We start from the raw sequence: 22,366 nt of genomic DNA, 5'->3' as shown, positions 1-22,366 counted from the left end.
TGATGATTTCAGCAGGCTGACAACGTGCGTTACGTTATGCCGGATGCGGCGTGAACGCCTTATCCGGCATATATATCACGTAATATCAATGAATTGTATGACTCTGTAGGCCTGATAAGCGCAGCGCATCAGGCACTTTGTCGTGCTTAGTGGCGAGCGCGCACCAGCTGATACTTACGTGTCAGATACTCCACCGGTACGCTCCAGATGTGCACCAGACGCGAGAACGGGAACAGCAGGAATAACGTCATCCCCAACACCAAGTGCAGACGGAAGATAAACGCGACACCATCAAGGTGTTGAGAAGCGCCACCGTGGAAGGTCACTACCGACTGCGCCCAGCCAACCAGTTTCATCATCTCGCTACCGTCCATATGCTGGGCGGAGAACGGAATGGTCAACAGGCCCAGCGCGCACTGGATAACGAGCAGCGACAGGATCAGGATATCCGCTCCGGTAGTGGTTGCACGCACGCGTGGGCTGAACAGGCGACGCTTCAGCAACAGCACGCCACCAATCAGACACAGCACGCCGCTGGCACCACCAGCAAACATCGCCATTTTTTGTTTCACTTCAATCGGCAGCCAGGCTTCATACATCCAGTGCGGCGTCAACATACCGAAGAAGTGACCGACAAAAATCCCCAGAATCCCGATATGGAACAGGTTCGACGCCAGGTTCATTCCTTTACGGTCCAGCATCTGGCTGGATGCCGCGCGCCAGGTGTACTGCCCGTAGTCATAACGCAGCCAACTACCAATCAGGAAGACCGCCCCGGCAATGTACGGGTAGATATCAAAGAAGAACATATTCAGGAATTGCATTAGTGCTGTCCTCCGGTGGTGATATTCAGATATTGCGGCGCGACGGCACCGGCAAAGCGACGCTGATGAGCAGTGATTGCTGAATCACCGCAGCCTTTGTCAGCAAAGAATTTAACCTGCTCTTCTTCCCAGACAGCATCCAGCGCCTGCGGCGTATCGTCGCGCGCTTCATCGGCAATTTTTTCCGCCACTTTGTCGCTGTCGATAGCGGTATTCGCCAGTTTCAGCAGCAGGTCAAACAGCACGGCATAACGGCTTTCACGCTGTTGCAGACGCGCGCTCAGCAATGCCAGAATCGGCGCAATGTCTTTCAAACCTTCCACGGCTTCGCTTTGCGGCAGCTGCGCCAGATATTCCAGATACAGCGGCAGATGGTCCGGCAATTCGCGGCTGTTTAACTGCAAGCCGTGCTGCTCGTACTGCGCCAGTAAATCCACCATTGCCTGACCACGATCGCGGGATTCACCGTGAACATGTTCGAATAGCAACAGTGACGTGGCGCGACCACGGTCGAACAGTTCGCTGTACTGCGCCTGGGCATCCAGCGGATCCATCGCCGCTAAATCGCGCAGGAAAATGCCCAGCGCATGGGCATCTTCTTTCGACAAATTTTCCGACGCGGCAATCGCCTCAAACATCTCCTGTTGATGCTGCCATAAGGCAGCATCCGGATATTCAAGGAGACGCGATACAATCACGAGTTCGATCATGGATGCGGCTCCGTTTTGCTGGTCACATCGATGGCATCGATACGACGGCTGTTGAACAGATTGAATTTGGTATCTGAACCGTGGCAGCCATCACCAAAGGTAAAGCCGCAGCCATTTTTCTCCGGGAAGGCTTCCCGCGCCAGTTCACGATGACTGCTCGGCACCACAAAGCGATCTTCGTAGTTGGCAATCGCCAGATAACGATACATTTCCTGTGCCTGGGCTTCGGTCAGACCGACCTCTTCCAGCGCACGGGTATCAACTTTACCGTCAACGGTTTCAGCACGTTTGTAATGACGCATCGCCAGCATGCGTTTCAGCGCACGCAGTACCGGTTGGGTGTCGCCTGCGGTCAGCAGGTTCGCCAGATACTGTACCGGGATACGCAGGCTTTCGACGTCTGGCAAAATGCCGTTGCTGCCCAACTCGCCAGCGTCTGCCGCAGACTGAATCGGAGACAGAGGCGGCACGTACCAGACCATCGGCAGTGTGCGATATTCCGGATGCAGCGGCAGCGCCAGTTTCCATTCCATCGCCATTTTATAAACCGGCGACTGCTGCGCAGCTTCAATAACGCTCAGCGGAATACCGTCTTTGATCGCCTGCTCGATGACCTTCGGATCGTTCGGATCGAGGAACACGTCCAGCTGACGCTGGTAGAGATCTTTTTCGTTCTCGGTGCTGGCCGCACGTTCGATGGCGTCCGCATCGTACAGCAGCACGCCGAGATAACGGATACGACCGACACAGGTTTCTGAACACACCGTCGGCTGACCCGCTTCAATACGCGGATAGCAGAAGATGCACTTCTCAGACTTACCGCTCTTCCAGTTGAAGTAGATTTTTTTGTATGGGCATCCGGTGATGCACATACGCCAGCCACGGCATTTATCCTGGTCGATCAGGACGATGCCATCTTCTTCACGCTTGTAAATCGCACCGCTCGGGCAGGTCGCCACACATGCCGGGTTCAGGCAGTGTTCGCACAGGCGCGGCAAATACATCATGAAGGTGTTTTCGAACTGGCTATACATCGCCTTCTGGATGTTGTCGAAGTTCTTGTCTTTCGCCAGCTTGTCAAACTCACCGCCCAGGTCATCTTCCCAGTTCGGCCCTTTTTCGATTTTCGCCATCCGTTCGCCGGTAATCAGCGAACGCGGACGGGCAATCGGCTGCGATTTGCTGCCTTCCGGCGCGGTATGCAGGTTCTGATAGTCAAAATCAAACGGCTCGTAATAATCGTCGATCCCCGGCAGATGCGGGTTAGCGAAGATTTTACCCAACAGCATGGCGCGGTTACCCATGCGCGGTTGCAGTTTGCCGTTGATTTTACGGATCCAGCCGCCTTTGTATTTTTCCTGGTTTTCCCAGTCGGTCGGGAAGCCCTGGCCCGGCTTGGTTTCCACGTTGTTGAACCACGCGTATTCCACGCCTTCGCGGCTGGTCCAGACGTTTTTACAGGTAACTGAACAGGTGTGGCAGCCGATGCACTTATCGAGATTCAGCACCATGCCGACTTGTGAACGAATTTTCATTTTACGCTCTCCTGTACCTGGTCATTGCCTTCGCCATCTAACCAGTCAATGTTCTTCATCTTACGCACTACAACAAACTCATCGCGGTTAGAACCTACAGTGCCGTAGTAGTTAAAGCCGTATGCCAGATGGGCATAGCCGCCGATCATATGCGTCGGTTTCGGCGTGATACGGGTGACCGAGTTATGGATACCACCACGCTGTTGGGTAATTTCCGAACCAGGCAGGTTAACGATACGTTCCTGCGCGTGGTACATCATGGTCATCCCTGCCGGAACACGCTGGCTGACAACCGCACGGGCAGTCAGTGCACCGTTGCTGTTGAAGACTTCAATCCAGTCGTTATCGGCGATACCCAGATCTTTGGCATCGGCTTCACTCAGCCAGACCACCGGACCACCGCGACCTAAAGTCAGCATCAGCAGGTTGTCGCTATAGGTGGAGTGGATCCCCCACTTCTGGTGCGGCGTCAGGAAGTTGAGCGCTTTTTCCGGATTACCGTTGGATTTCTGCCCCATCACTTCTTTCACCGAACGGGTGTCAATCGGCGGACGATAAACCAGCAGGCTTTCACCGAAATCACGCATCCACTGATGATCCTGATAAAGCTGCTGACGACCAGAGAGCGTGCGCCACGGGATCAGCTCGTGAACGTTGGTGTAACCGGCGTTGTAAGAAACGTGTTCATCTTCCAGACCAGACCAGGTCGGGCTGGAGATAATTTTGCGCGGTTGTGCCTGAATATCGCGGAAGCGGATCTTCTCGTCTTCTTTATTCAGCGCCAGATGCGTATGGTCACGGCCGGTAAATTCGCTCAGGGCAGCCCAGGCTTTTACGGCTACCTGACCGTTGGTTTCCGGTGCCAGCGTCAGGATCATCTCCGCCGCATCAATGGCGGTGTTCAGCATCGGCTGACCTTTCGCCGGGCCTTCCGCTTTGGTGTAGTTGAGCTTACGCAGCAGATCCATCTCGCTCTGGGTGTTCCAGGCAATCCCTTTACCACCGTTACCGATTTTCTCCATCAACGGACCGATAGAGGTAAAGCGTTCGTAAGTTGCCGGATAATCGCGCTCTACGACCATAATGTGCGGTGCAGTTTTACCGGGGATCAGGTCGCATTCGCCTTTTTTCCAGTCTTTCACATCCAGCGGCTGTGCCAGTTCAGCGGCAGAGTCGTGCTGGATAGGCAGCGTGACGATGTCGGTTTCTTTACCCAGATGACCGACGCACACTTCGGAGAATTTCTTGGCGATAGCTTTGTAGATTTCCCAGTCGCTTTTCGCTTCCCAGGCCGGATCGACTGCCGCAGACAGCGGGTGAATAAACGGATGCATATCCGAAGTATTCATGTCGTCTTTTTCATACCAGGTCGCCGTCGGCAAAATGATGTCGGAGTAGAGACAGGTGCTCGACAGACGGAAATCCAGCGTCACCACCAGATCCAGCTTGCCTTCCAGACCGTTGTCCTGCCAGTCCACTTCTTCCGGCTTCACGCCGCCCTGTTGCCCCAGGTCTTTGCCCTGGATACCGTGTTCTGTCCCCAGCAGGTACTTGAGCATAAACTCATGACCTTTACCGGAAGAACCGAGCAGGTTAGAACGCCAGATGAACAGGTTACGCGGGTGGTTTTTACCGTTTTCTGGTTGTTCAGCCGCAAAACGGATGGAACCGTCTTTCAGGGATTTCACGGTGTAATCCACCGGATTCATCCCGGCTTTTTCTGCTTCGCCAGCGATAGTCAGCGGGTTAGTGCCTAACTGCGGTGCAGACGGCAGCCAGCCCATGCGTTCCGCACGAACGTTGAAGTCGATCAGATGTCCGGTGTAGCGGGATTTATCCGCCATCGGCGACAGCAGCTCTTCCGCAGTCACGGTTTCATAACGCCACTGGCTGGAGTGGTTATAGAAATAAGAGGTGCTGTTCATGTGACGCGCCGGACGCTGCCAGTCGAGGGCAAACGCCAGCGGCTGCCAGCCGGTTTGCGGACGCAGTTTTTCCTGACCTACATAGTGCGCCCAGCCGCCACCGCTCTGACCGACACAGCCGCAGAAAATCAGCATGTTGATCAGACCACGGTAGTTCATATCGAGATGATACCAGTGGTTCAGACCCGCACCGACGATAATCATCGAACGACCGTGCGTCTTGTCAGCGTTATCGGCAAATTCACGGGCAATACGGATAATCTGGCTGCGAGAAACGCCAGTGATCTGCTCGGCCCACGCCGGAGTGTAAGCTTTCACATCGTCGTAGCTGGTTGCGCAGTTAACGTCGTTCAGGCCACGTTCCAGACCGTAGTTTGCCAGCGTCAGATCATAAACGGTGGTCACCAGAGCGGTGCTACCGTCGGCCAGTTGCAGGCGTTTTACCGGCAGTTTGTGCAGCAGAATGTTTTCCAGCTCCACTTTGTTGAAGTGTTCCGTGCCGTCGCCGCCAAAGTACGGGAAGCCCACTTCAGCGATCTCATCCTGGCTACCCAGCAGGCTCAGTTGCAGCTCGGTTTCTTCGCCGGTTTTACCGTCGCGCTGCTCCAGATTCCATTTGCCCTTCTCGCCCCAGCGGAAGCCAATAGAACCGTTCGGCACAACCATTTCGCCATTGGTATTAAAGGCGACCGTTTTCCATTCCGGATTGTTTTCCTGGCCCAGCGCATCCACCAGATCGGCAGCGCGCAGCATACGACCCGCAGCGTAGTAACCGTTGCGTTCTTCCAGCATCACCAGCATCGGCATGTCGGTGTAGCGACGCACATAGTCGGTGAAATACTGGCTTGGGTTGTCGAGGTGGAATTCACGCAGCATTACGTGGCCCATCGCCAGCGCCATTGCCGCATCGGTGCCCTGTTTCGGTGCCAGCCACAGATCGCACAGTTTGGCGATTTCAGCGTAGTCAGGCGTGACAGCAACAGTTTTGGTGCCTTTGTAACGCACTTCAGTAAAGAAGTGAGCATCCGGGGTACGCGTCTGCGGCACGTTTGAACCCCAGGCGATGATGTAGCTGGAGTTGTACCAGTCAGCGGATTCCGGAACGTCAGTTTGCTCGCCCCAGGTTTGCGGAGACGCAGGAGGCAGGTCGCAGTACCAGTCGTAGAAGCTCAAGCAAGTACCGCCAATCAGCGAGAGATAGCGCGCACCCGATGCGTAAGAAACCATCGACATTGCCGGAATTGGCGAGAAGCCAGCGACACGGTCCGGGCCGTAGTTTTTGATGGTGTAAACGTTAGATGCGGCGATCAATTCATTCACTTCCTGCCAGGAAGAACGAACAAAACCACCGCGTCCACGCGCCTGCTTAAAGCTTTTCGCTTTATCGGCGTCTTCAATGATAGAAGCCCATGCCTCAACCGGATCGCTATGCAGCGCCTTCGCTTCACGCCACATTTTCATCAGGCGTTTGCGCATCATTGGGTATTTCAGGCGGTTGGCGCTATAGAGATACCAGGAGTAGCTGGCGCCGCGCGGGCAGCCGCGAGGTTCATGGTTTGGCAGGTCCGGACGGGTACGCGGATAGTCAGTCTGCTGGGTTTCCCAGGTCACCAGACCGTTTTTAACGTAGATTTTCCAGCTACAGGAGCCGGTGCAGTTTACCCCGTGGGTAGAGCGGACGATTTTGTCATGCTGCCAACGCTGGCGATATCCATCCTCCCAGTCACGGTTGGTATTGAGAAGCTGGCCATGCCCATCGGCAAAGGTTTCGCCCTTCTGCTTGAAGTAGCGAAACCGGTCCAGGAATTTACTCATCGGTTTTCTCCTGTGGGAGCCTGTCGGCTCTCTGATAAATCGACATTGCTAATGTTTAAAGGCAAGGTAACGCTCTGAAACAACGTGGGAATTGATAACGATCAAGAGTGGTGGGGATGAAAAATAAAGTAAATTCCTAAGATACTCCTTAAGGGTAATTAAGGATTTATATCTAACGGACTGTAAATTAATGGTTTTTATGCTATCTCACATTTATACATTTCGGATTTTTATACAGGTGGGTATTAAGGAGTATCCCCCATGGATGACATATTAATGGTGCTTAATTGACGCAATTGAAAATAATTATCGCCCTCAAAGTATGTTGTAACTAAATGACAAATAAAAAAAGCGCGACATTACGCCGCGCAAAGGATAATCAAATATTACGATTTATTTTTTAGAATGCCGACCGTATACCGCCCAGGTAATCACCACGCAGGCGATATAGAAAATCAAAAATACTTTCATTGCACCGACTGGCGAACCCGTTAATGCCAGTGAGCTACCGAACGCTTTCGGGATAAAGAAGCCACCGATAGCGCCAATCGCAGAGATGAAACCCAGCGCCGCCGCTGTGTCGGTTGCCGCTTCACGCATAGCACGTTCGTCAGAACCGCCTTCTGCTTTCACACGATCCATCGTCAGTTTACGGAAGATCACGGAGATCATCTGGAAGGTAGAACCGCTACCCAGCCCTGCGGTCAGGAACAGCGCCAGGAAGACCGCAAAGAACGCCATAAAGCTTCCGCCCTGCCCGTCAGTCGGTAAGGTGAGGAACAGCAAGCCGCTGAAAATCGCCATCAGCACGAAGTTCACCAGCGTGACACGGGTACCGCCAAGACGGTCAGACAATGCACCACCAGCAGAACGCGCCAGTGCGCCAATAAACGGTCCGAAGAAGGCGTAGTGCAGAATCTGCACGTCCGGGAACTGCGTTTTTGACAACATGGCAAAGCCCGCAGAGAAACCGATGAAGGAGCCGAAGGTTGCCAGATACAGCAGGCTCATAATCCACAGATGCCCACGTTTGAGTACCGGTAACTGCTCCTTGATGGAGGCTTTCGAGGTAGCAAGGTCGTTCATGCCAAACCACGCCGCGATGGTGAAGATGGCGAGGAACGGCACCCATACCCAGGACGCGTTCGCCAGATACAGCTCGGTGCCATCAGGCTGTGTTACACCCTGGCTACCAAATGCAGCAAAAATTGACAGTGATACCACCAGCGGAGCAACCAGCTGCATGACGCTGACACCCATGTTGCCCAGACCACCATTCAGGCCCAGCGCGCCACCCTGCTTCTGCTTCGGAAAGAAGAAGCTGATGTTTGCCATACTGGAGGCGAAGTTCGCGCCAGCAAAGCCGCACAGCAGAGAGATGATGATGAAGACGCTATAAGGCGTGGAGGTATCCTGAACGGCAAAACCCAGCCAGACGCAAGGAATAATCAGAATACCGGTGCTGAATGCTGTCCAGCGACGACCACCGAAGATTGGAACCATAAAGGAGTATGGAACACGTAATAATGCGCCAGAAACTGAAGGTAGCGCAGTCAGCATAAATAGCTGATCGGTCGTAAAATTAAAGCCGACTTTCGGTAGGTTCACCGCAACGGCACTGAATAACATCCATACGCAAAACGCCAGAAGCAGGCAGGGAACGGAAATCCACAGGTTACGGCTGGCGATGCGTTGACCGCGTTGTTGCCAGAACGCAGGATCTTCCGGTCGCCAATCTGTAATGACTGCTCCAGTAGCCCTTTCGGGGGCGGATGAGTGACTCATAGACACCTCTGATACTCGTTTCGATGTCTGCCACCTTAGTGTCTGTAGCCAAAGGCAATTTGATGTAAATCAAACGACAATATAACTTTATCTATCATTGATATTTATCATTACCCATAGTGAGTACAGAGATTTCATAAAAATTTTGAGATTTTTCACGACACTGTAAAATCCCTACCCTTACTGACGTAAAGCGACTAACCACACGGCAAATAAGGAGTAACTCTTTCCGGGTATGGGTATACTTCAGCCAATAGCCGAGAATACTGCCATTCCAGAATGTATCGTCACATTCATTAAGGTTATTGCTCATTCAAAGCCTGAAGGAAGAGGTTTATATGCTTAAACGTTGTCTCTCTCCGCTCACCCTGGTTAATCAGGTTGCGCTGATTGTTTTGCTTTCTACCGCCATTGGACTGGCGGGGATGGCAGTTTCTGGCTGGCTGGTGCAAGGCGTTCAGGGCAGCGCCCATGCGATCAACAAAGCGGGATCGCTGCGCATGCAAAGTTACCGTCTGCTGGCGGCTGTGCCATTAAGCGAGAATGACAAGCCCTTAATCAAAGAGATGGAACAAACGGCATTTAGCACCGAGTTAACTCGTGCGGCAGAACGAGACGGGCAACTGGCGCAATTACAGGGGCTACAGGATTACTGGCGCAATGAATTGATTCCTGCGCTGTTGCGTGCACAAAACCGCGAAACGGTGTCGGCAGACGTCAGCCAGTTTGTTGCCGGGCTTGATAAGCTGGTATCTGGTTTTGACCGCACCACCGAAACGCGTATTGAGACAGTTGTGCTGGTCCACCGGGTAATGGCGGTCTTTATGGCGCTTTTACTGGTGTTTACCATTATCTGGCTGCGAGCACGTTTGCTTCAACCGTGGCGACAATTACTGGCAATGGCCAGCGCCGTCAGTCATCGCGATTTTAGTAAGAGAGCGAATATCAGCGGACGCAACGAGATGGCGATGTTGGGGACTGCACTGAACAATATGTCTGCTGAACTGGCGGAAAGTTATGCCGTGCTTGAGCAGCGGGTACAGGAGAAAACTGCCGGACTGGAGCATAAAAATCAGATTCTCTCTTTTTTGTGGCAGGCCAACCGCCGTTTGCATTCCCGCGCCCCGCTGTGTGAACGCCTGTCGCCTGTGCTTAACGGTCTACAAAATTTAACCCTGTTGCGTGATATCGAACTACGGGTATATGACACGGAAGATGAAGAGAACCATCAGGAGTTCACCTGTCAGCCAGATATGAGTTGCGATGATAAAGGCTGCCATCTCTGCCCACGCGGCGTTTTACCCGTTGGCGATCGCGGCACTACGTTGAAATGGCGGTTAGCGGATTCTCATATGCAGTATGGTATTTTGCTGGCTACCCTGCCGCAGGGGCGTCATCTTAGCCATGATCAACAACAACTGGTGGATACCCTGGTTGAACAGCTCACCGCCACGCTGGCGTTGGATCGCCATCAGGAGCGCCAGCAGCAGTTGATCGTGATGGAAGAGCGTGCCACCATTGCGCGCGAACTGCATGATTCTATTGCTCAATCGCTCTCTTGCATGAAAATGCAGGTAAGTTGTTTACAGATGCAAGGCGACGCGCTGCCAGAAAGCAGCCGCGAACTGTTAAGCCAGATCCGTAACGAACTGAATGCGTCCTGGGCGCAGTTGCGTGAGTTACTCACCACATTTCGTTTACAGCTCACCGAACCAGGGTTACGTCCCGCACTGGAGGCGAGCTGCGAAGAGTACAGCGCCAAATTTGGCTTCCCGGTGAAGCTGAATTACCAATTGCCGCCACGTCTGGTGCCTTCACATCAGGCAATCCATCTGTTGCAAATTGCCCGTGAGGCATTAAGTAACGCCCTCAAACATTCGCAAGCAAGTGAGGTGGTGGTTACGGTGGCGCAAAACGATAATCAGGTAAAACTGACCGTTCAGGATAATGGCTGCGGCGTGCCTGAAAATGCCATCCGCAGCAATCACTACGGCATGATAATTATGCGCGACCGTGCGCAAAGTTTACGAGGCGATTGCCGCGTCCGCCGTCGTGAATCAGGTGGCACCGAAGTGGTGGTCACCTTTATTCCCGAAAAAACTTTCACAGACGTCCAAGGAGATACCCATGAGTAATCAGGAACCGGCTACTATCCTGCTGATTGACGATCACCCGATGCTGCGAACTGGCGTAAAACAGCTTATTAGTATGGCACCAGATATCACCGTGGTTGGCGAAGCGAGTAATGGCGAACAGGGTATTGAACTGGCGGAGTCTCTTGATCCCGATCTGATCCTGTTAGATCTCAATATGCCCGGCATGAACGGTCTGGAAACGCTGGATAAACTGCGCGAAAAGTCCCTCTCCGGCCGTATTGTGGTGTTCAGCGTCTCTAACCATGAAGAGGACGTGGTAACCGCATTGAAACGTGGTGCAGATGGCTATCTGTTAAAAGATATGGAGCCAGAAGATTTACTGAAAGCATTGCATCAGGCTGCCGCTGGCGAAATGGTCTTAAGCGAAGCGTTAACCCCTGTTCTGGCCGCCAGCCTGCGCGCTAACCGCGCTACGACTGAGCGTGATGTTAACCAGTTAACGCCACGTGAACGCGACATTCTAAAACTAATAGCTCAGGGCTTACCGAATAAGATGATTGCCCGTCGCCTGGACATCACTGAAAGCACGGTTAAAGTGCATGTGAAACACATGCTGAAAAAAATGAAGCTCAAATCTCGTGTAGAAGCTGCGGTATGGGTGCATCAGGAACGTATTTTCTGATTACGGTTCCCAGATCGGTTCGTCGTTCGACATTGCGTCGAAAGGTTCGGCAAGCGTTAGCGTGATCTCATTGGAGGAGACACGCTGCCCCTGGTTATCCTCCACCACAACCGACAATCGCCATTGATTGCTCGCCCCTTCCCCACTTTGCCAGTCCGGCATGATCAACGTCCAGCCATCCGCACTATTGGCTGTCGCTCCCGATGTCAGACTTAACATCTGCGTATCTCCCTGCCAGATCAATTGCCGAATACCGTAATGACTGCGAATTTGTAATTTCAGTGGCACGGTTTCACCAGGTTTAAGATCCCAGGGCGGCGTCGCCAGAAACACCGTTAAGGTTTTACGCTGCCGATACTCAATAGTCGGCAGATTATTTCGCTGCGGATTGTCATAGCGACTACCGCGTAGCGACTGGCTTTCAGCAACTTCGCCAGCAGAAAGCTGTTTGTTGAGCGGCACGCCAAAACGGTAGTTAATATTCAGTCCGAGGTTATTTTGCCTTTCTCCACTTTCCCCCTGTTTATGCAGGGCGGTTACTGTAACGAGTGGGACAGGTGTGTAATTTAGTCCAAGACTCAAGGCGACGGGATTGTGATAACCCGTGCCGGTGTTAAACAAATCAACACTCTGACCAAAATATTGTTCGAGGCTAACGCTGGTGTTGATATGCTGGTAAAACGGCATCCGCATCCGGGCCGTCAAGTCGTAACCACGCGCCATTCGTTGCTCGAGCGTGGCGGTCTGTTCACGCCAGGAGGCAAAAGGCTGATAATAATTTGCTGACAACCGCAAATATTCCCCCCACGCTTCGGCACCGAAACCTGCTCGCTGGAGATTTTGATCCAGCAAGTTGTCATAAAAAGTGTTATATCCCACCAGCCAGTTGCCACGCGCCCAGCGTTGGCCTGCGCCAAGGTTACTGACCAGACCATCATCCTGCTGAGTGAGCCCAATCTGGCTCCATGTAAGATAACGGTCGTTATCCTGTAGCGGTACAAACCAGCTCCCCCGGCTACCTGTAAAATGTCCTTCGTTATCCACTTTGACGTCGACACTGGCGTTCCCCCACGGCGATAGCCAGGATTCCACGTGCTGATTGACCTGCTGGCTAAGCGCATCGCGGACTTTTCCCAACGCAAAAGCTCTCGCCTGCTCGCCAGTGTCCTGACCTTTATCAGTCATACTGGTTTCACCAAAATCTTTCACAATTTCAGCAAAATGTTTTTCACCGTCATGATTTTCCGCTGCCATTCCTAAGTCAGGAAGAGCGTCACTGTCGTTATCAAAAGGATTTGCCGCTTGCTGCTTAAAAGAGGACTGTGCGCTAGCTATACCGCCTGCCAGCAGCAAGAGTAAACAAATTGCGATAATGCGGGGGACGAAACGGCTCAAAACGTCAGTAATTTCCAATAAAAATGAACAGCTATAGCTTTATAGAATAACGATTACTGGCAATTTTTCTTGTACTTTTGCATGCTTTATCACAAATCCTAAAAAATGTGACGGATTGGTCAGACAGCACACAAGCTGTAAGATAGAAACTGAACATCTAATTCCCTGAATACAGGAGTAAATAATGCAAAGAATCGTGATCGTTGCCAATGGCGCACCCTACGGGAGCGAATCCTTATTTAACAGCCTGCGGCTGGCCATTGCGCTACGAGAGCAGGAAAGCTACCTGGATCTGCGTCTATTCCTGATGTCTGATGCGGTCACTGCCGGATTGCGCGGACAAAAACCAGGGGAAGGCTATAACATTCAGCAAATGCTGGAGATCCTCACGGCGCAAAATGTGCCAGTGAAATTGTGCAAAACCTGCACCGATGGTCGTGGCATCAGCACACTTCCACTGATTGATGGTGTGGAAATTGGTACTCTTGTAGAACTGGCGCAATGGACGCTGCTTGCCGATAAAGTGCTCACTTTTTAACGTAAGTATGGGGCGCTCAAGATAATAGAGATGCCCCACTGCTAACATGTTTTATCGGGCAAACCCGGGCCGTAACACACCATCCGGGTAATTTTCCGTCAGAAGTTTTTTCACCGACACCAGTAAATCACTCAGCCCGTCATCCTGCATCCCCAGTTTGTTAAGCGCTTGTTCCAGGGAAAACAAGTACTGTGCGTTGGTTCCTAATGGCCCACTCGCCGCAGCAATCAACGGGGCAATCACCTGAGCGCGGGTATCGGATTCATACTCAGGATGACGCGGGTCCATAATGAACACCAGCGCATTGACGGTGCGGCCATCGTCAAGATGAAGCTGACACCAGGACGGCAGATAGCAGCCAGTAATCATCTCACGCTTCCACAGTAAGGTCAGCTCCTGCTCCAGGGACTCTTCCGGCAGACGATACGCAACGCCCGTGGTACGCCCGCCCTCTTTCAGTGCAAGCATCCTCCCCGGCTGGTGCGCAGTCCCCCGCCCGGCAGTAAGCCGCAAACAGAAAGCACGATGCCACCCAACCAGCGTACCGGTGCACGACTCGGTAAACTCCAGCGCCGGATTCCACATTAATGATCCATAGCCGAAGATCCACACCGGTCCCTCATCAGGTCGACAAGACAGCGTCGCCGCCAGCGAGGCCGCCCGTTGTTCTGCCGACCATAAGAGTGATTCTTCAATGGCACCAAATGCCGTTTTACAATCGGCATTCATCAAGAAATCACGCGTTATCACCTTACACCTCCGCCACTGCATACTTCCCTGCGACAACTTTTTGGTGTCTTCCGGACATTTTTACTGCTCATTTTGAAACCACTATTGGGACAATATGCAATCCACAGACCACTTGCAAGGCAACACCGCACGAATAGCTTTAACTCGCCGCTGAGTTTTACGATTTTTTATGCCATTTATCATCATCGCCTTTGGCATATTCATGTTTCACCGCAGCCCAGGCCACTTTATGCGCTGTCTCTTCGCGACTGGCATCATCACGCCGGTCTTCTTTATCTTTATATTGCTCCCAGGCGCTGTTGAATGCTTCTTTGTAGATATCCTGGGCATGAGTGGGTAAAACGTGTTTTACGCTTTCCGGCAGGTCGCTTTTCGTTTTATACGGCATTGTTGACTCCTTTATTAAAATTGAACATTAAGTGTGGTCAACAATATCCCCTCTTGCCAAAACATAAGAACTCTCACATCAGACTATTCTCAAGAGACGCTAATACAAACATTGTCTAAACGCGTAGCTTTTTTTTATGCTCCGAAGAGTAAAAAATCGACAGAGGGGTAAAATTTCGTAAAATGTTACCGATATCCTGACACTTTCTGTTATTTTTCCTGCCTATTTATTACATTTCCGACAAATTCATCTGCAAAGGATAACCATAATGACAAATGCTCACGAGGCGGTAAAAACCCGCCACAAGGAGACTTCGCTTATTTTCCCGGTTCTGGCGCTGGTAGTGCTGTCCCTGTGGGGAAGCAGCCAAACACTACCAGTGGTTATTGGCATCAACCTTCTTGCTCTTATTGGTATTTTAAGCAGTGCTTTTAGTGTTGTCCGTCATGCGGACGTACTAGCCCATCGTCTGGGTGAACCTTACGGTTCGCTTATTCTTAGCCTTTCCGTCGTTATTCTTGAAGTCAGTTTGATTTCAGCCTTAATGGCGACCGGCGATGCAGCGCCGACGTTAATGCGAGATACGCTCTATTCAATCATTATGATTGTTACCGGCGGACTGGTTGGTTTTTCATTACTGCTGGGTGGACGTAAATTTGCTACCCAATATATGAATCTGTTTGGTATTAAACAGTATTTAATTGCCTTGTTCCCATTAGCCATAATCGTGCTGGTATTTCCGATGGCGCTGCCTGCGGCGAACTTTTCGACCGGTCAGGCGTTACTTGTGGCATTAATTTCCGCAGCGATGTACGGCGTATTTTTGCTGATTCAAACCAAAACGCATCAAAGCCTGTTTGTCTATGAGCATGAAGATGACAGCGATGATGACGATCCGCATCATGGCAAACCGTCCGCTCATAGCAGCCTGTGGCATGCCATCTGGTTAATCATCCATCTAATTGCCGTTATTGCGGTCACCAAAATGAACGCCAGCCCGCTGGAAACATTGCTCACCAGCATGAATGCGCCGGTGGCCTTTACCGGTTTCCTGGTAGCGCTATTAATTCTGTCGCCGGAAGGTCTGGGTGCGTTAAAAGCAGTTTTAAGCAACCAGGTCCAGCGCGCGATGAATCTGTTCTTTGGCTCGGTATTAGCGACTATTTCGCTTACCGTACCTGTCGTAACGCTTATCGCCTTTATGACGGGTAATGAATTGCAGTTTGCTCTGGGCGCACCAGAGATGGTGGTAATGGTAGCCTCTTTGGTACTGTGCCATATTTCATTTTCGACTGGCCGTACCAACGTACTCAACGGCGCGGCGCATCTGGCACTGTTTGTAGCTTATTTAATGACAATATTTGCCTGACATTTATATCTCCTCCGATGGCGGAAATCGGAGGAGATAATAAAAATTATCTGCTTGTAGTTTTTCTTCATACTACCTGAACAGATCGTTAATCAGATTTGCGAGCCTGTACTACAACCTGCACGAAACCACTGCAACCGCTAATGAAAAGCCGGAATGCACTCTTCATTGCAAACATTTCAGGGATGAAGTGAATATAAATTGAGACGTAGTATCGACACCAAGCCGGAGTTATCCGGTGAGGCGCAATGTTGTAGGGGCTTTATCCCTGGCGGCATTGGTTGCTGGAAAGAGAAAACCCCCGCACGTTGAGAGGTCAAACCTGACAACAGAACGGGGGCTAATCTTGAACCAGAACAATTCAAGAATAGCCGCGAAATGTTGTCATTACAACAAAAAGGCGGCTATATGACGCTCGCGCAGTTTGCCATGATTTTCTGGCACGACCTGGCAGCACCGATCCTGGCGGGAATTATTACCGCAGCGATTGTTGGCTGGTGGCGTAGCCGAAAGTAAGGTGAAAACGGGCGTCAGGCTGCCGTAATGGCAATATGCGCCCGAAACCGGCCGCAGGGGTAACAGCCTGCGGCCTTTTTTGTATTTATCTCTTCCACAAGTAGACACTGTCAACCAGATCTGGAAGCTCACCCAGTGCACTCATGAAACGACTGCAACAGCTGATGAAAAGCCGGAACGCGTACAGCATTGCGCACATTTCAGGGATGAAGTGAATATAAATTGAGACGTAGTATCGACACCAAGCCGGAGTTATCCGGTGAGGCGCAATGTTGTGGGGGCTTTATCCCTGGTGGCATTGGTTGCTGGAAAGAGAAAACCCCCGCACGTTGAGAGGTCAAACCTGACAACAGAACGGGGGCTAATCTTGAAACCAGACACTTCGAGAATAGCCGCAAAATGTTGTCATTACAACAAGGCGGCTATATGACGCTCGCGCAGTTTGCCATGATTTTCTGGCACGACCTGGCAGCACCGATCCTTGCGGGAATTATTACCGCAGCGATTGTTGGCTGGTGGCGTAGTCGGAAGTAAGGTGAAAACGGGCGTCAGGCTGCCGTGATGGCAATATGCGCCCGAAACCGGCCGCAGGGGTAACAGCCTGCGGCCTTTTTTGTCTTCTTTGACCATGAAAAAAGCCCTACCGTAGAACGATAAGGCCTTTGTTTTCAAAGCAGAAAAGATTACTTGCTGGTATCCAGCTCTTCGAAACCTTTAACCAGATCATCAATCGCTTTCATCTGCTTGAGGAACGGCTCCAGTTTAGCCAGCGGCAGCGCGGATGGACCGTCACATTTCGCATGTTCCGGATCCGGATGCGCTTCAATAAACAGACCAGCCAAACCTACAGCCATACCGGCACGTGCCAGTTCGGCAACCTGGGCGCGGCGACCACCAGAAGCTGCACCAAACGGATCGCGGCATTGCAGTGCGTGGGTAACGTCGAAAATTACCGGGGAGTTGCCAGAGACTTTCTTCATTATGCTGAAGCCCAGCATATCAACGACCAGGTTGTCGTAACCGAAGTTAGCGCCACGGTCACAAAGAATCACTTTATCGTTGCCGCCTTCTTTGAATTTATCAACGATATTACCCATTTGGCCTGGGCTCACGAACTGTGGTTTCTTGACGTTAATTACCGCGCCAGTCTTCGCCATTGCCTCCACCAGGTCAGTCTGGCGAGCAAGAAACGCTGGCAACTGAATAACATCTACCACATCAGCAACAGGCTGTGCCTGGCTTGGCTCGTGAACGTCAGTGATAATTTTTACGCCAAATGTCTGTTTCAGTTCCTGGAAGATTTTCATCCCTTCTTCCAGTCCTGGTCCACGATAAGAGTGGATGGAGGAACGGTTGGCTTTGTCAAAAGAGGCTTTGAACACGTAAGGGATACCCAGTTTCTGGGTTACGGTTACGTAGTGTTCGCAAATGCGCATCGCCAGATCGCGAGATTCCAGCACGTTCATACCACCAAACAGCACGAACGGCAGGTCATTTGCTACGTTGATGTCGCCAATGCTAACCACTTTTTGTTTCATAGGATCGCCTTAATCTTAAGTAAAGTGTCGATTAATTAATGCAGCACAATATGTTTATGCGCGATGTTGTTAATTTGCGCACGTATCATTTCGCTGATCGGGTCTTCCGGACACTGTTCAACGAAATAATTTAAATCATTCAACGCAACGTGTTCGCAATCCAGTTGCGCGTAAATCAACCCACGATCGCGAATTTCATACGGATCTTCCGGGTTAAATTGTAATAAGGCCTCGCTGGTGCGTAACGCCAGTTCCATCTGATTTTCTTCCATCAGCGACGCTTTCAGCGTATCCAACAGTTTACGGATAACCTCAATGTTATCGGCTTCATCCAGGTCTTCATAAAACAGTTCCGCAGACGGGCTGATATTTCCCTTTAACCACACATCCAGCATATGTTCGCTTAATGATTCACCGTTAAAAGGGTTAATCAGCCAGATTTCTCCGTCCGGGCATTCTATGCGCAATATAAGCTGCGTCGGGAATATCACCGGCAATAGCGGCAAATCGAGACGATTAGCAACCCACAATAAAACGGCGCCTAACGATACCGCACTGCCCTGCCGATTTTTTAGCACTTGATCAAGCCATAATGCATCGGAAAGACGATAAACACCACGTGAGGCTTTAAACCCCCATTCGCCGTAAAACAGCGCGATTAATTTTTCCAGCTGCTCTTCTAATGGCAGAAGCTGGCTAATTTCTTCCTTCGCCAGACTAACGAGACGCTCCAGTTCGTCGTAAACATCTTGCGAGGGAAAATCGCGGCGGATTGCTTCGCAAGCCAGGATCATGCCTTCGCACAGCGGCGCTTTATTAAATTCGAAATCAGCTAACGATCTCATGACTTACCCCAGTAACGGTACTTTTGTGGTGGCGAGTTTAATGATGATGTACAGCACCACCAGCGCCAGCGGGAAGGCAATAATGCGCGCCTGCTGACTGTGCATCCGACGATAATCGAGTGCAATAAAACCCAAAACGATATAAATGATAACTCCAAACAGCTTTTCAGTCAGCCATTCAGCCTGCCCGGAAAATGGCAGGATGTGCGCTTTAGCCATCAGCGCGATGCCGCTAAGCAATAACACCGTGTCGACAACCGGCGGCACAATGCGCGTCCAACGAGCGAATGCCAGTGGATGCTCCTGGTAACGTAGCCAGAATCGTAGGGTTAAGAGCCCAACAGAAAGCGCGATGCTAATGAGATGAACGCTAACAGCGTAGTAAAACTTATCATCGATAATAGCGACCGAGCGTTACGCGCTCGTTATCACCATAGTCCCGACAGGTTTCGACTTCATGATATCCCGCGTGGATAAATGCCTGTCGCACAGCTTCGCCCTGCTGCCAGCCATGTTCCAGAAGCAGAAAGCCGCCGGATACCAGCGCGTTACGCGACTGTTCGATGATATGCACGATGTCTGCCATTCCGCTGTCTGCCGCAACCAGCGCAGTGAGTGGCTCAAAGCGAACATCGCCTTGTTGAAGATGTGGATCCTGCTCGTCGATATACGGTGGATTGCTGACAATCATCGTAAACTGCTGTCCGACAAGCGCACTAAACCAGTCGCTTTGCAGGATGTGGATATTTTTGATCGCCAGATGCTGGGCATTACGTTGTGCCAGGGCGACAGCATCGGGCATACGATCTACAGCGGTAATTTCGCAGTCTGGGCGCTCGCTGGCCAATGCCAGCGCAATCGCCCCGGTGCCAGTTCCAAGATCGAGAATGCGGCAAGGTTGTTCAGGCAATCGCGCCAGAGCCTGTTCCACCAGACATTCTGTATCCGGGCGCGGAATTAAGGTCGCTGGCGAAACAAATAACGGCAACGACCAGAATTCACGCACACCGGTTAAATGAGCAATAGGTTCACCGGCACGGCGACGGGCCAAAAGCGCGTCGAGTTGTTCACATTGCTCTTCAGTCAACTGCGTTTCACCAAAGGCGAGAATATAAGTGCGCCCCTTGCCGGTAACATGCTCCAGCAGGATTTCAGCATCGCGCCGCGGGCTTTCGCTCGCCTGAAGTTGGCTTATTGCTTCACGTAACCAGTGTTGATATTCCATTATTCCTGCTCGGACAACGCCGCCAGTTGGTCGGCCTGATGTTCCTGGACGATCGGTTCTATCAGCATATCCAGTTTACCTTCCATTACTTCATCCAGACGGTAGAGCGTCAGGTTGATGCGGTGATCGGTAACACGCCCCTGCGGGAAGTTATAGGTACGGTTACGATCGCTGCGATCGCCGCTGCCCAGCAAGTTGCGACGGGTGGAAGCCTCTGCCTGCTGGCGTTTTGCCATTTCCGCCGCATGGATACGAGCACCAAGCACTGAAAGTGCCTTCGCTTTGTTTTTATGCTGCGAACGTTCGTCCTGACATTCAACAACAATACCGGTCGGCAAGTGGGTAATACGAATTGCCGAATCGGTGGTGTTGACGTGCTGACCACCTGCGCCTGAGGAACGGAAAGTATCGATACGCAAATCTGCCGGGTTAATATCCGGCAGTTCTGCTTCCGGCAGCTCCGGCATTACCGCTACGGTACAAGCAGAAGTATGAATACGCCCTTGCGATTCCGTCGCAGGAACACGCTGCACGCGATGGCCGCCAGATTCGAATTTCAAACGACCATACACGCCATCACCGCTAATTTTGGCGATGATCTCTTTATAACCGCCATGTTCACCCTCGCTGGCGCTCATGATTTCTACACGCCAGCGGCGGGCCTCTGCGTAGCGACTGTACATACGGAACAGATCGCCAGCGAACAGCGCCGCTTCGTCGCCGCCGGTTCCGGCACGCACTTCGAGGAATGCATTGCGTTCATCATCGGGATCTTTTGGCAGCAAAAGAACCTGTAACTGTTGCTCCAGTTGCTCGCTTTTTTCTTTAGCTTCACGCAGCTCATCCTGCGCCATCTCGCGCATTTCCGGATCGTCGAGCATCATCTGCGCGGTTTCGATATCTTCCTGAACCTGTTGCCAGTCGGTGAAACAGCGCGAAACATCACTTAACTGCGCATATTCACGTGATAATGCGCGAAAACGTTCCTGGTCGGCGATAGTTTGCGCGTCACCCAGCAACGCCTGAACTTCTTCATGGCGTTCATGCAGGGCTTCCAGTTTGGCAACGATAGAAGGCTTCATAGGCGTAAATGCACCCTGTAAAAAAAGAAAATGATGTACTGCTACTCCAGCCCGAGGCTGTCGCGCAGAATATTCAGGCGTTCGTTATCCCCGTCACGGGCGGCCTGTTGAAGTGATTTCGTTGGCGCATGGATCAGGCGGTTAGTCAGTTTCCATGCCAGATCCTGCATTATGGCTTGCGCGTCGCCGCCCTGCTCAAGAGCGGCTAATGCTTTGGCGGTTAACTCATCGCGAACTTGTTCAGCCTGGCTGCGATAATCGCGAATGGTTTCGCTGGCGCTTTGTGCGCGTAGCCACGCCATAAATTCGCTGGTTTCCTGGGCGACGATAGTTTCCGCCTCAACTGCGGCGGCTTTACGTTGCGCCAGGTTGTGCGAAATAATGCTTTGCAGATCATCAACGCTGTAAAGGTAGGCATTCGCCAGTTTGCCAACTTCTGGCTCAACATCGCGTGGAACGGCAATATCGACCAGCAACATCGGTTGGTTGCGACGACTTTTTAATGCGCGCTCCACCATGCCTTTACCGATAATCGGCAGCGGACTAGCGGTGGAACTGATGATGATATCGGCTTCGCACAGACGCTCGTCGATATCGCTCAGGGCAATCACTTCCGCGCCGACTTCATCTGCCAGAATTTGGGCACGTTCGCGAGTACGGTTGGCGATAATCATCTTCTGTACTTTGTGTTCACGCAGATGACGCGCCACCAGCTCGATGGTTTCGCCCGCGCCAACCAGCAATACGGTCACCGTAGAGAGCGATTCAAAGATCTGCCGCGCCAGCGTACAAGCCGCAAATGCAACAGATACCGCACTGGCGCCAATATCCGTTTCAGTGCGAACGCGTTTCGCCACGGAGAAAGATTTCTGGAACATACGCTCCAGTTCGCTGGCCTTCATATGGCCTTTTTGCGAATCGGCAAAGGCTTTTTTTACCTGGCCGAGGATTTGCGGTTCGCCCAATACCAGTGAATCCAGACCACTGGCAACACGCATTAAATGGCTGACCGCGTCGTTATCCTGATGCCAGTAGAGGCTATTACGCAGATCTTCTTCGTTGAGATTATGGTAATCGCACAACCAGCGAATGAGCGCCTCTTGCAGGTTATCCTGCTCTTCAACGCTAAGATAAAGTTCTGTGCGGTTACACGTCGACAGCACCACGCCGCCCTGCACCATCGGCTGCGCAAGCAGGCTGTCCAGCGCCTGATCGAGCTTGTCCGGCGAAAACGATACACGTTCTCGCAGCGATACAGGTGCCGTTTTATGGTTGATACCGAGTGCTAAAAGGGTCATGTCTGCGGGAAATAATACCAACGTTGATATGGTTAGTCTGCTCGCATCAT

20 protein-coding genes are annotated in these 22,366 nt (G+C 51.8%); 6 read left to right on the top strand and 14 right to left on the bottom strand.

Annotation, left to right across the window (positions count from 1 at the left end):
* Window positions 1–146: 146 nt before the first annotated feature.
* The 5 genes from narI to narK form a co-directional block, all read right to left on the bottom strand.
* Window positions 147–824, bottom strand: a complete 678-nt coding sequence (gene narI, locus D9741_RS12965; protein ID WP_001160110.1) for a respiratory nitrate reductase subunit gamma — start codon at window positions 822–824, stop codon at window positions 147–149.
* Window positions 824–1,534, bottom strand: coding sequence for a nitrate reductase molybdenum cofactor assembly chaperone (gene narJ, locus D9741_RS12960; protein WP_130216005.1), 711 nt, complete (start codon window positions 1,532–1,534; stop codon window positions 824–826). Before narJ ends, narI begins: the two co-directional genes overlap by 1 nt.
* Window positions 1,531–3,069 carry a nitrate reductase subunit beta gene (narH, locus tag D9741_RS12955; protein ID WP_046082940.1) on the bottom strand — a complete coding sequence of 513 codons (1,539 nt, stop codon included), beginning with the start codon at window positions 3,067–3,069 and terminating at the stop codon, window positions 1,531–1,533. The genes narJ and narH overlap by 4 nt, the downstream gene beginning before the upstream one ends.
* The gene (locus D9741_RS12950) at window positions 3,066–6,809 is read right to left on the bottom strand and encodes a nitrate reductase subunit alpha (protein WP_130216004.1); all 3,744 of its coding nucleotides are present in this window, start codon (window positions 6,807–6,809) and stop codon (window positions 3,066–3,068) included. The genes narH and D9741_RS12950 overlap by 4 nt, the downstream gene beginning before the upstream one ends.
* A 393-nt stretch (window positions 6,810–7,202) precedes the next feature.
* A complete protein-coding gene (gene narK / locus D9741_RS12945) occupies window positions 7,203–8,594 on the bottom strand; it encodes a nitrate transporter NarK (protein WP_130205687.1) in 1,392 nt (463 codons plus the stop codon).
* 338 nt (window positions 8,595–8,932) lie between these two features.
* On the opposite strand from narK, the gene narX reads away from it, so the two are divergent.
* Window positions 8,933–10,729, top strand: a complete 1,797-nt coding sequence (narX, locus tag D9741_RS12940) for a nitrate/nitrite two-component system sensor histidine kinase NarX (RefSeq protein ID WP_130216003.1) — start codon at window positions 8,933–8,935, stop codon at window positions 10,727–10,729.
* Window positions 10,722–11,372, top strand: coding sequence for a two-component system response regulator NarL (gene narL / locus D9741_RS12935; RefSeq protein WP_000070491.1), 651 nt, complete (start codon window positions 10,722–10,724; stop codon window positions 11,370–11,372). Before narX ends, narL begins: the two co-directional genes overlap by 8 nt.
* Here narL and D9741_RS12930 read toward each other — a convergent pair whose 3' ends face one another.
* Window positions 11,373–12,767, bottom strand: a complete 1,395-nt coding sequence (locus D9741_RS12930) for a YchO/YchP family invasin (RefSeq protein ID WP_130216002.1) — start codon at window positions 12,765–12,767, stop codon at window positions 11,373–11,375.
* Window positions 12,768–12,951: 184 nt separating this feature from the next.
* Between D9741_RS12930 and ychN the strand changes: the two genes are divergently transcribed.
* On the top strand, window positions 12,952–13,305 hold the full coding sequence (gene ychN, locus D9741_RS12925) for a DsrE/F sulfur relay family protein YchN (RefSeq protein WP_064528737.1): 354 nt from the start codon (window positions 12,952–12,954) through the stop codon (window positions 13,303–13,305).
* A gap of 51 nt (window positions 13,306–13,356) precedes the next feature.
* Here the strand turns inward: ychN and chaC are convergent, their stop codons facing one another.
* Window positions 13,357–14,055, bottom strand: coding sequence for a glutathione-specific gamma-glutamylcyclotransferase (gene chaC, locus D9741_RS12920; RefSeq protein WP_130216001.1), 699 nt, complete (start codon window positions 14,053–14,055; stop codon window positions 13,357–13,359).
* 157 nt (window positions 14,056–14,212) lie between these two features.
* Complete coding sequence (gene chaB, locus D9741_RS12915; RefSeq protein ID WP_130216000.1) at window positions 14,213–14,443, bottom strand: putative cation transport regulator ChaB; 231 nt, start codon at window positions 14,441–14,443, stop codon at window positions 14,213–14,215.
* A 268-nt stretch (window positions 14,444–14,711) separates the two neighbouring features.
* On the opposite strand from chaB, the gene chaA reads away from it, so the two are divergent.
* The 3 genes from chaA (at window position 14,712) to D9741_RS12900 (ending at window position 16,862) form a co-directional block, all read left to right on the top strand.
* Complete coding sequence (gene chaA / locus D9741_RS12910) at window positions 14,712–15,812, top strand: sodium-potassium/proton antiporter ChaA (protein ID WP_130215998.1); 1,101 nt, start codon at window positions 14,712–14,714, stop codon at window positions 15,810–15,812.
* Between the two features lie 408 nt (window positions 15,813–16,220).
* A complete protein-coding gene (locus tag D9741_RS12905; RefSeq protein ID WP_130216147.1) occupies window positions 16,221–16,328 on the top strand; it encodes a type I toxin-antitoxin system toxin Ldr family protein in 108 nt (35 codons plus the stop codon).
* A gap of 426 nt (window positions 16,329–16,754) precedes the next feature.
* Window positions 16,755–16,862 carry a type I toxin-antitoxin system toxin Ldr family protein gene (locus D9741_RS12900; RefSeq protein ID WP_130216147.1) on the top strand — a complete coding sequence of 36 codons (108 nt, stop codon included), beginning with the start codon at window positions 16,755–16,757 and terminating at the stop codon, window positions 16,860–16,862.
* A 149-nt stretch (window positions 16,863–17,011) separates the two neighbouring features.
* Here D9741_RS12900 and kdsA read toward each other — a convergent pair whose 3' ends face one another.
* The 6 genes from kdsA to hemA are packed head-to-tail and all read right to left on the bottom strand — an operon-like array spanning window position 17,012 to window position 22,316.
* Entirely contained in the window at window positions 17,012–17,866 is an 855-nt protein-coding gene (gene kdsA / locus D9741_RS12895; RefSeq protein WP_000811058.1) for a 3-deoxy-8-phosphooctulonate synthase, read from the bottom strand.
* Window positions 17,867–17,901: 35 nt separating this feature from the next.
* On the bottom strand, window positions 17,902–18,711 hold the full coding sequence (gene sirB1, locus D9741_RS12890) for an invasion regulator SirB1 (protein ID WP_001764444.1): 810 nt from the start codon (window positions 18,709–18,711) through the stop codon (window positions 17,902–17,904).
* 3 nt (window positions 18,712–18,714) lie between these two features.
* Window positions 18,715–19,110, bottom strand: a complete 396-nt coding sequence (sirB2, locus tag D9741_RS12885) for an invasion regulator SirB2 (RefSeq protein WP_130215996.1) — start codon at window positions 19,108–19,110, stop codon at window positions 18,715–18,717.
* Window positions 19,103–19,936 (bottom strand): peptide chain release factor N(5)-glutamine methyltransferase, encoded by an 834-nt coding sequence (gene prmC / locus D9741_RS12880; protein ID WP_130215994.1) that lies wholly within the window; start codon window positions 19,934–19,936, stop codon window positions 19,103–19,105. Before prmC ends, sirB2 begins: the two co-directional genes overlap by 8 nt.
* Window positions 19,936–21,018, bottom strand: a complete 1,083-nt coding sequence (gene prfA / locus D9741_RS12875) for a peptide chain release factor 1 (RefSeq protein WP_130205673.1) — start codon at window positions 21,016–21,018, stop codon at window positions 19,936–19,938. The genes prmC and prfA overlap by 1 nt, the downstream gene beginning before the upstream one ends.
* A 41-nt stretch (window positions 21,019–21,059) precedes the next feature.
* Window positions 21,060–22,316, bottom strand: coding sequence for a glutamyl-tRNA reductase (hemA, locus tag D9741_RS12870; RefSeq protein ID WP_130205671.1), 1,257 nt, complete (start codon window positions 22,314–22,316; stop codon window positions 21,060–21,062).
* Window positions 22,317–22,366: the final 50 nt, after the last annotated feature.

Source organism: Escherichia sp. E14V7 (assembly GCF_004212225.1).
In the GTDB taxonomy this organism is placed as follows: Bacteria; Pseudomonadota; Gammaproteobacteria; order Enterobacterales; family Enterobacteriaceae; genus Escherichia.
Note: the sequence above shows the minus strand (reverse complement) of the source record. Positions and strands in the feature narration are given on the sequence as shown.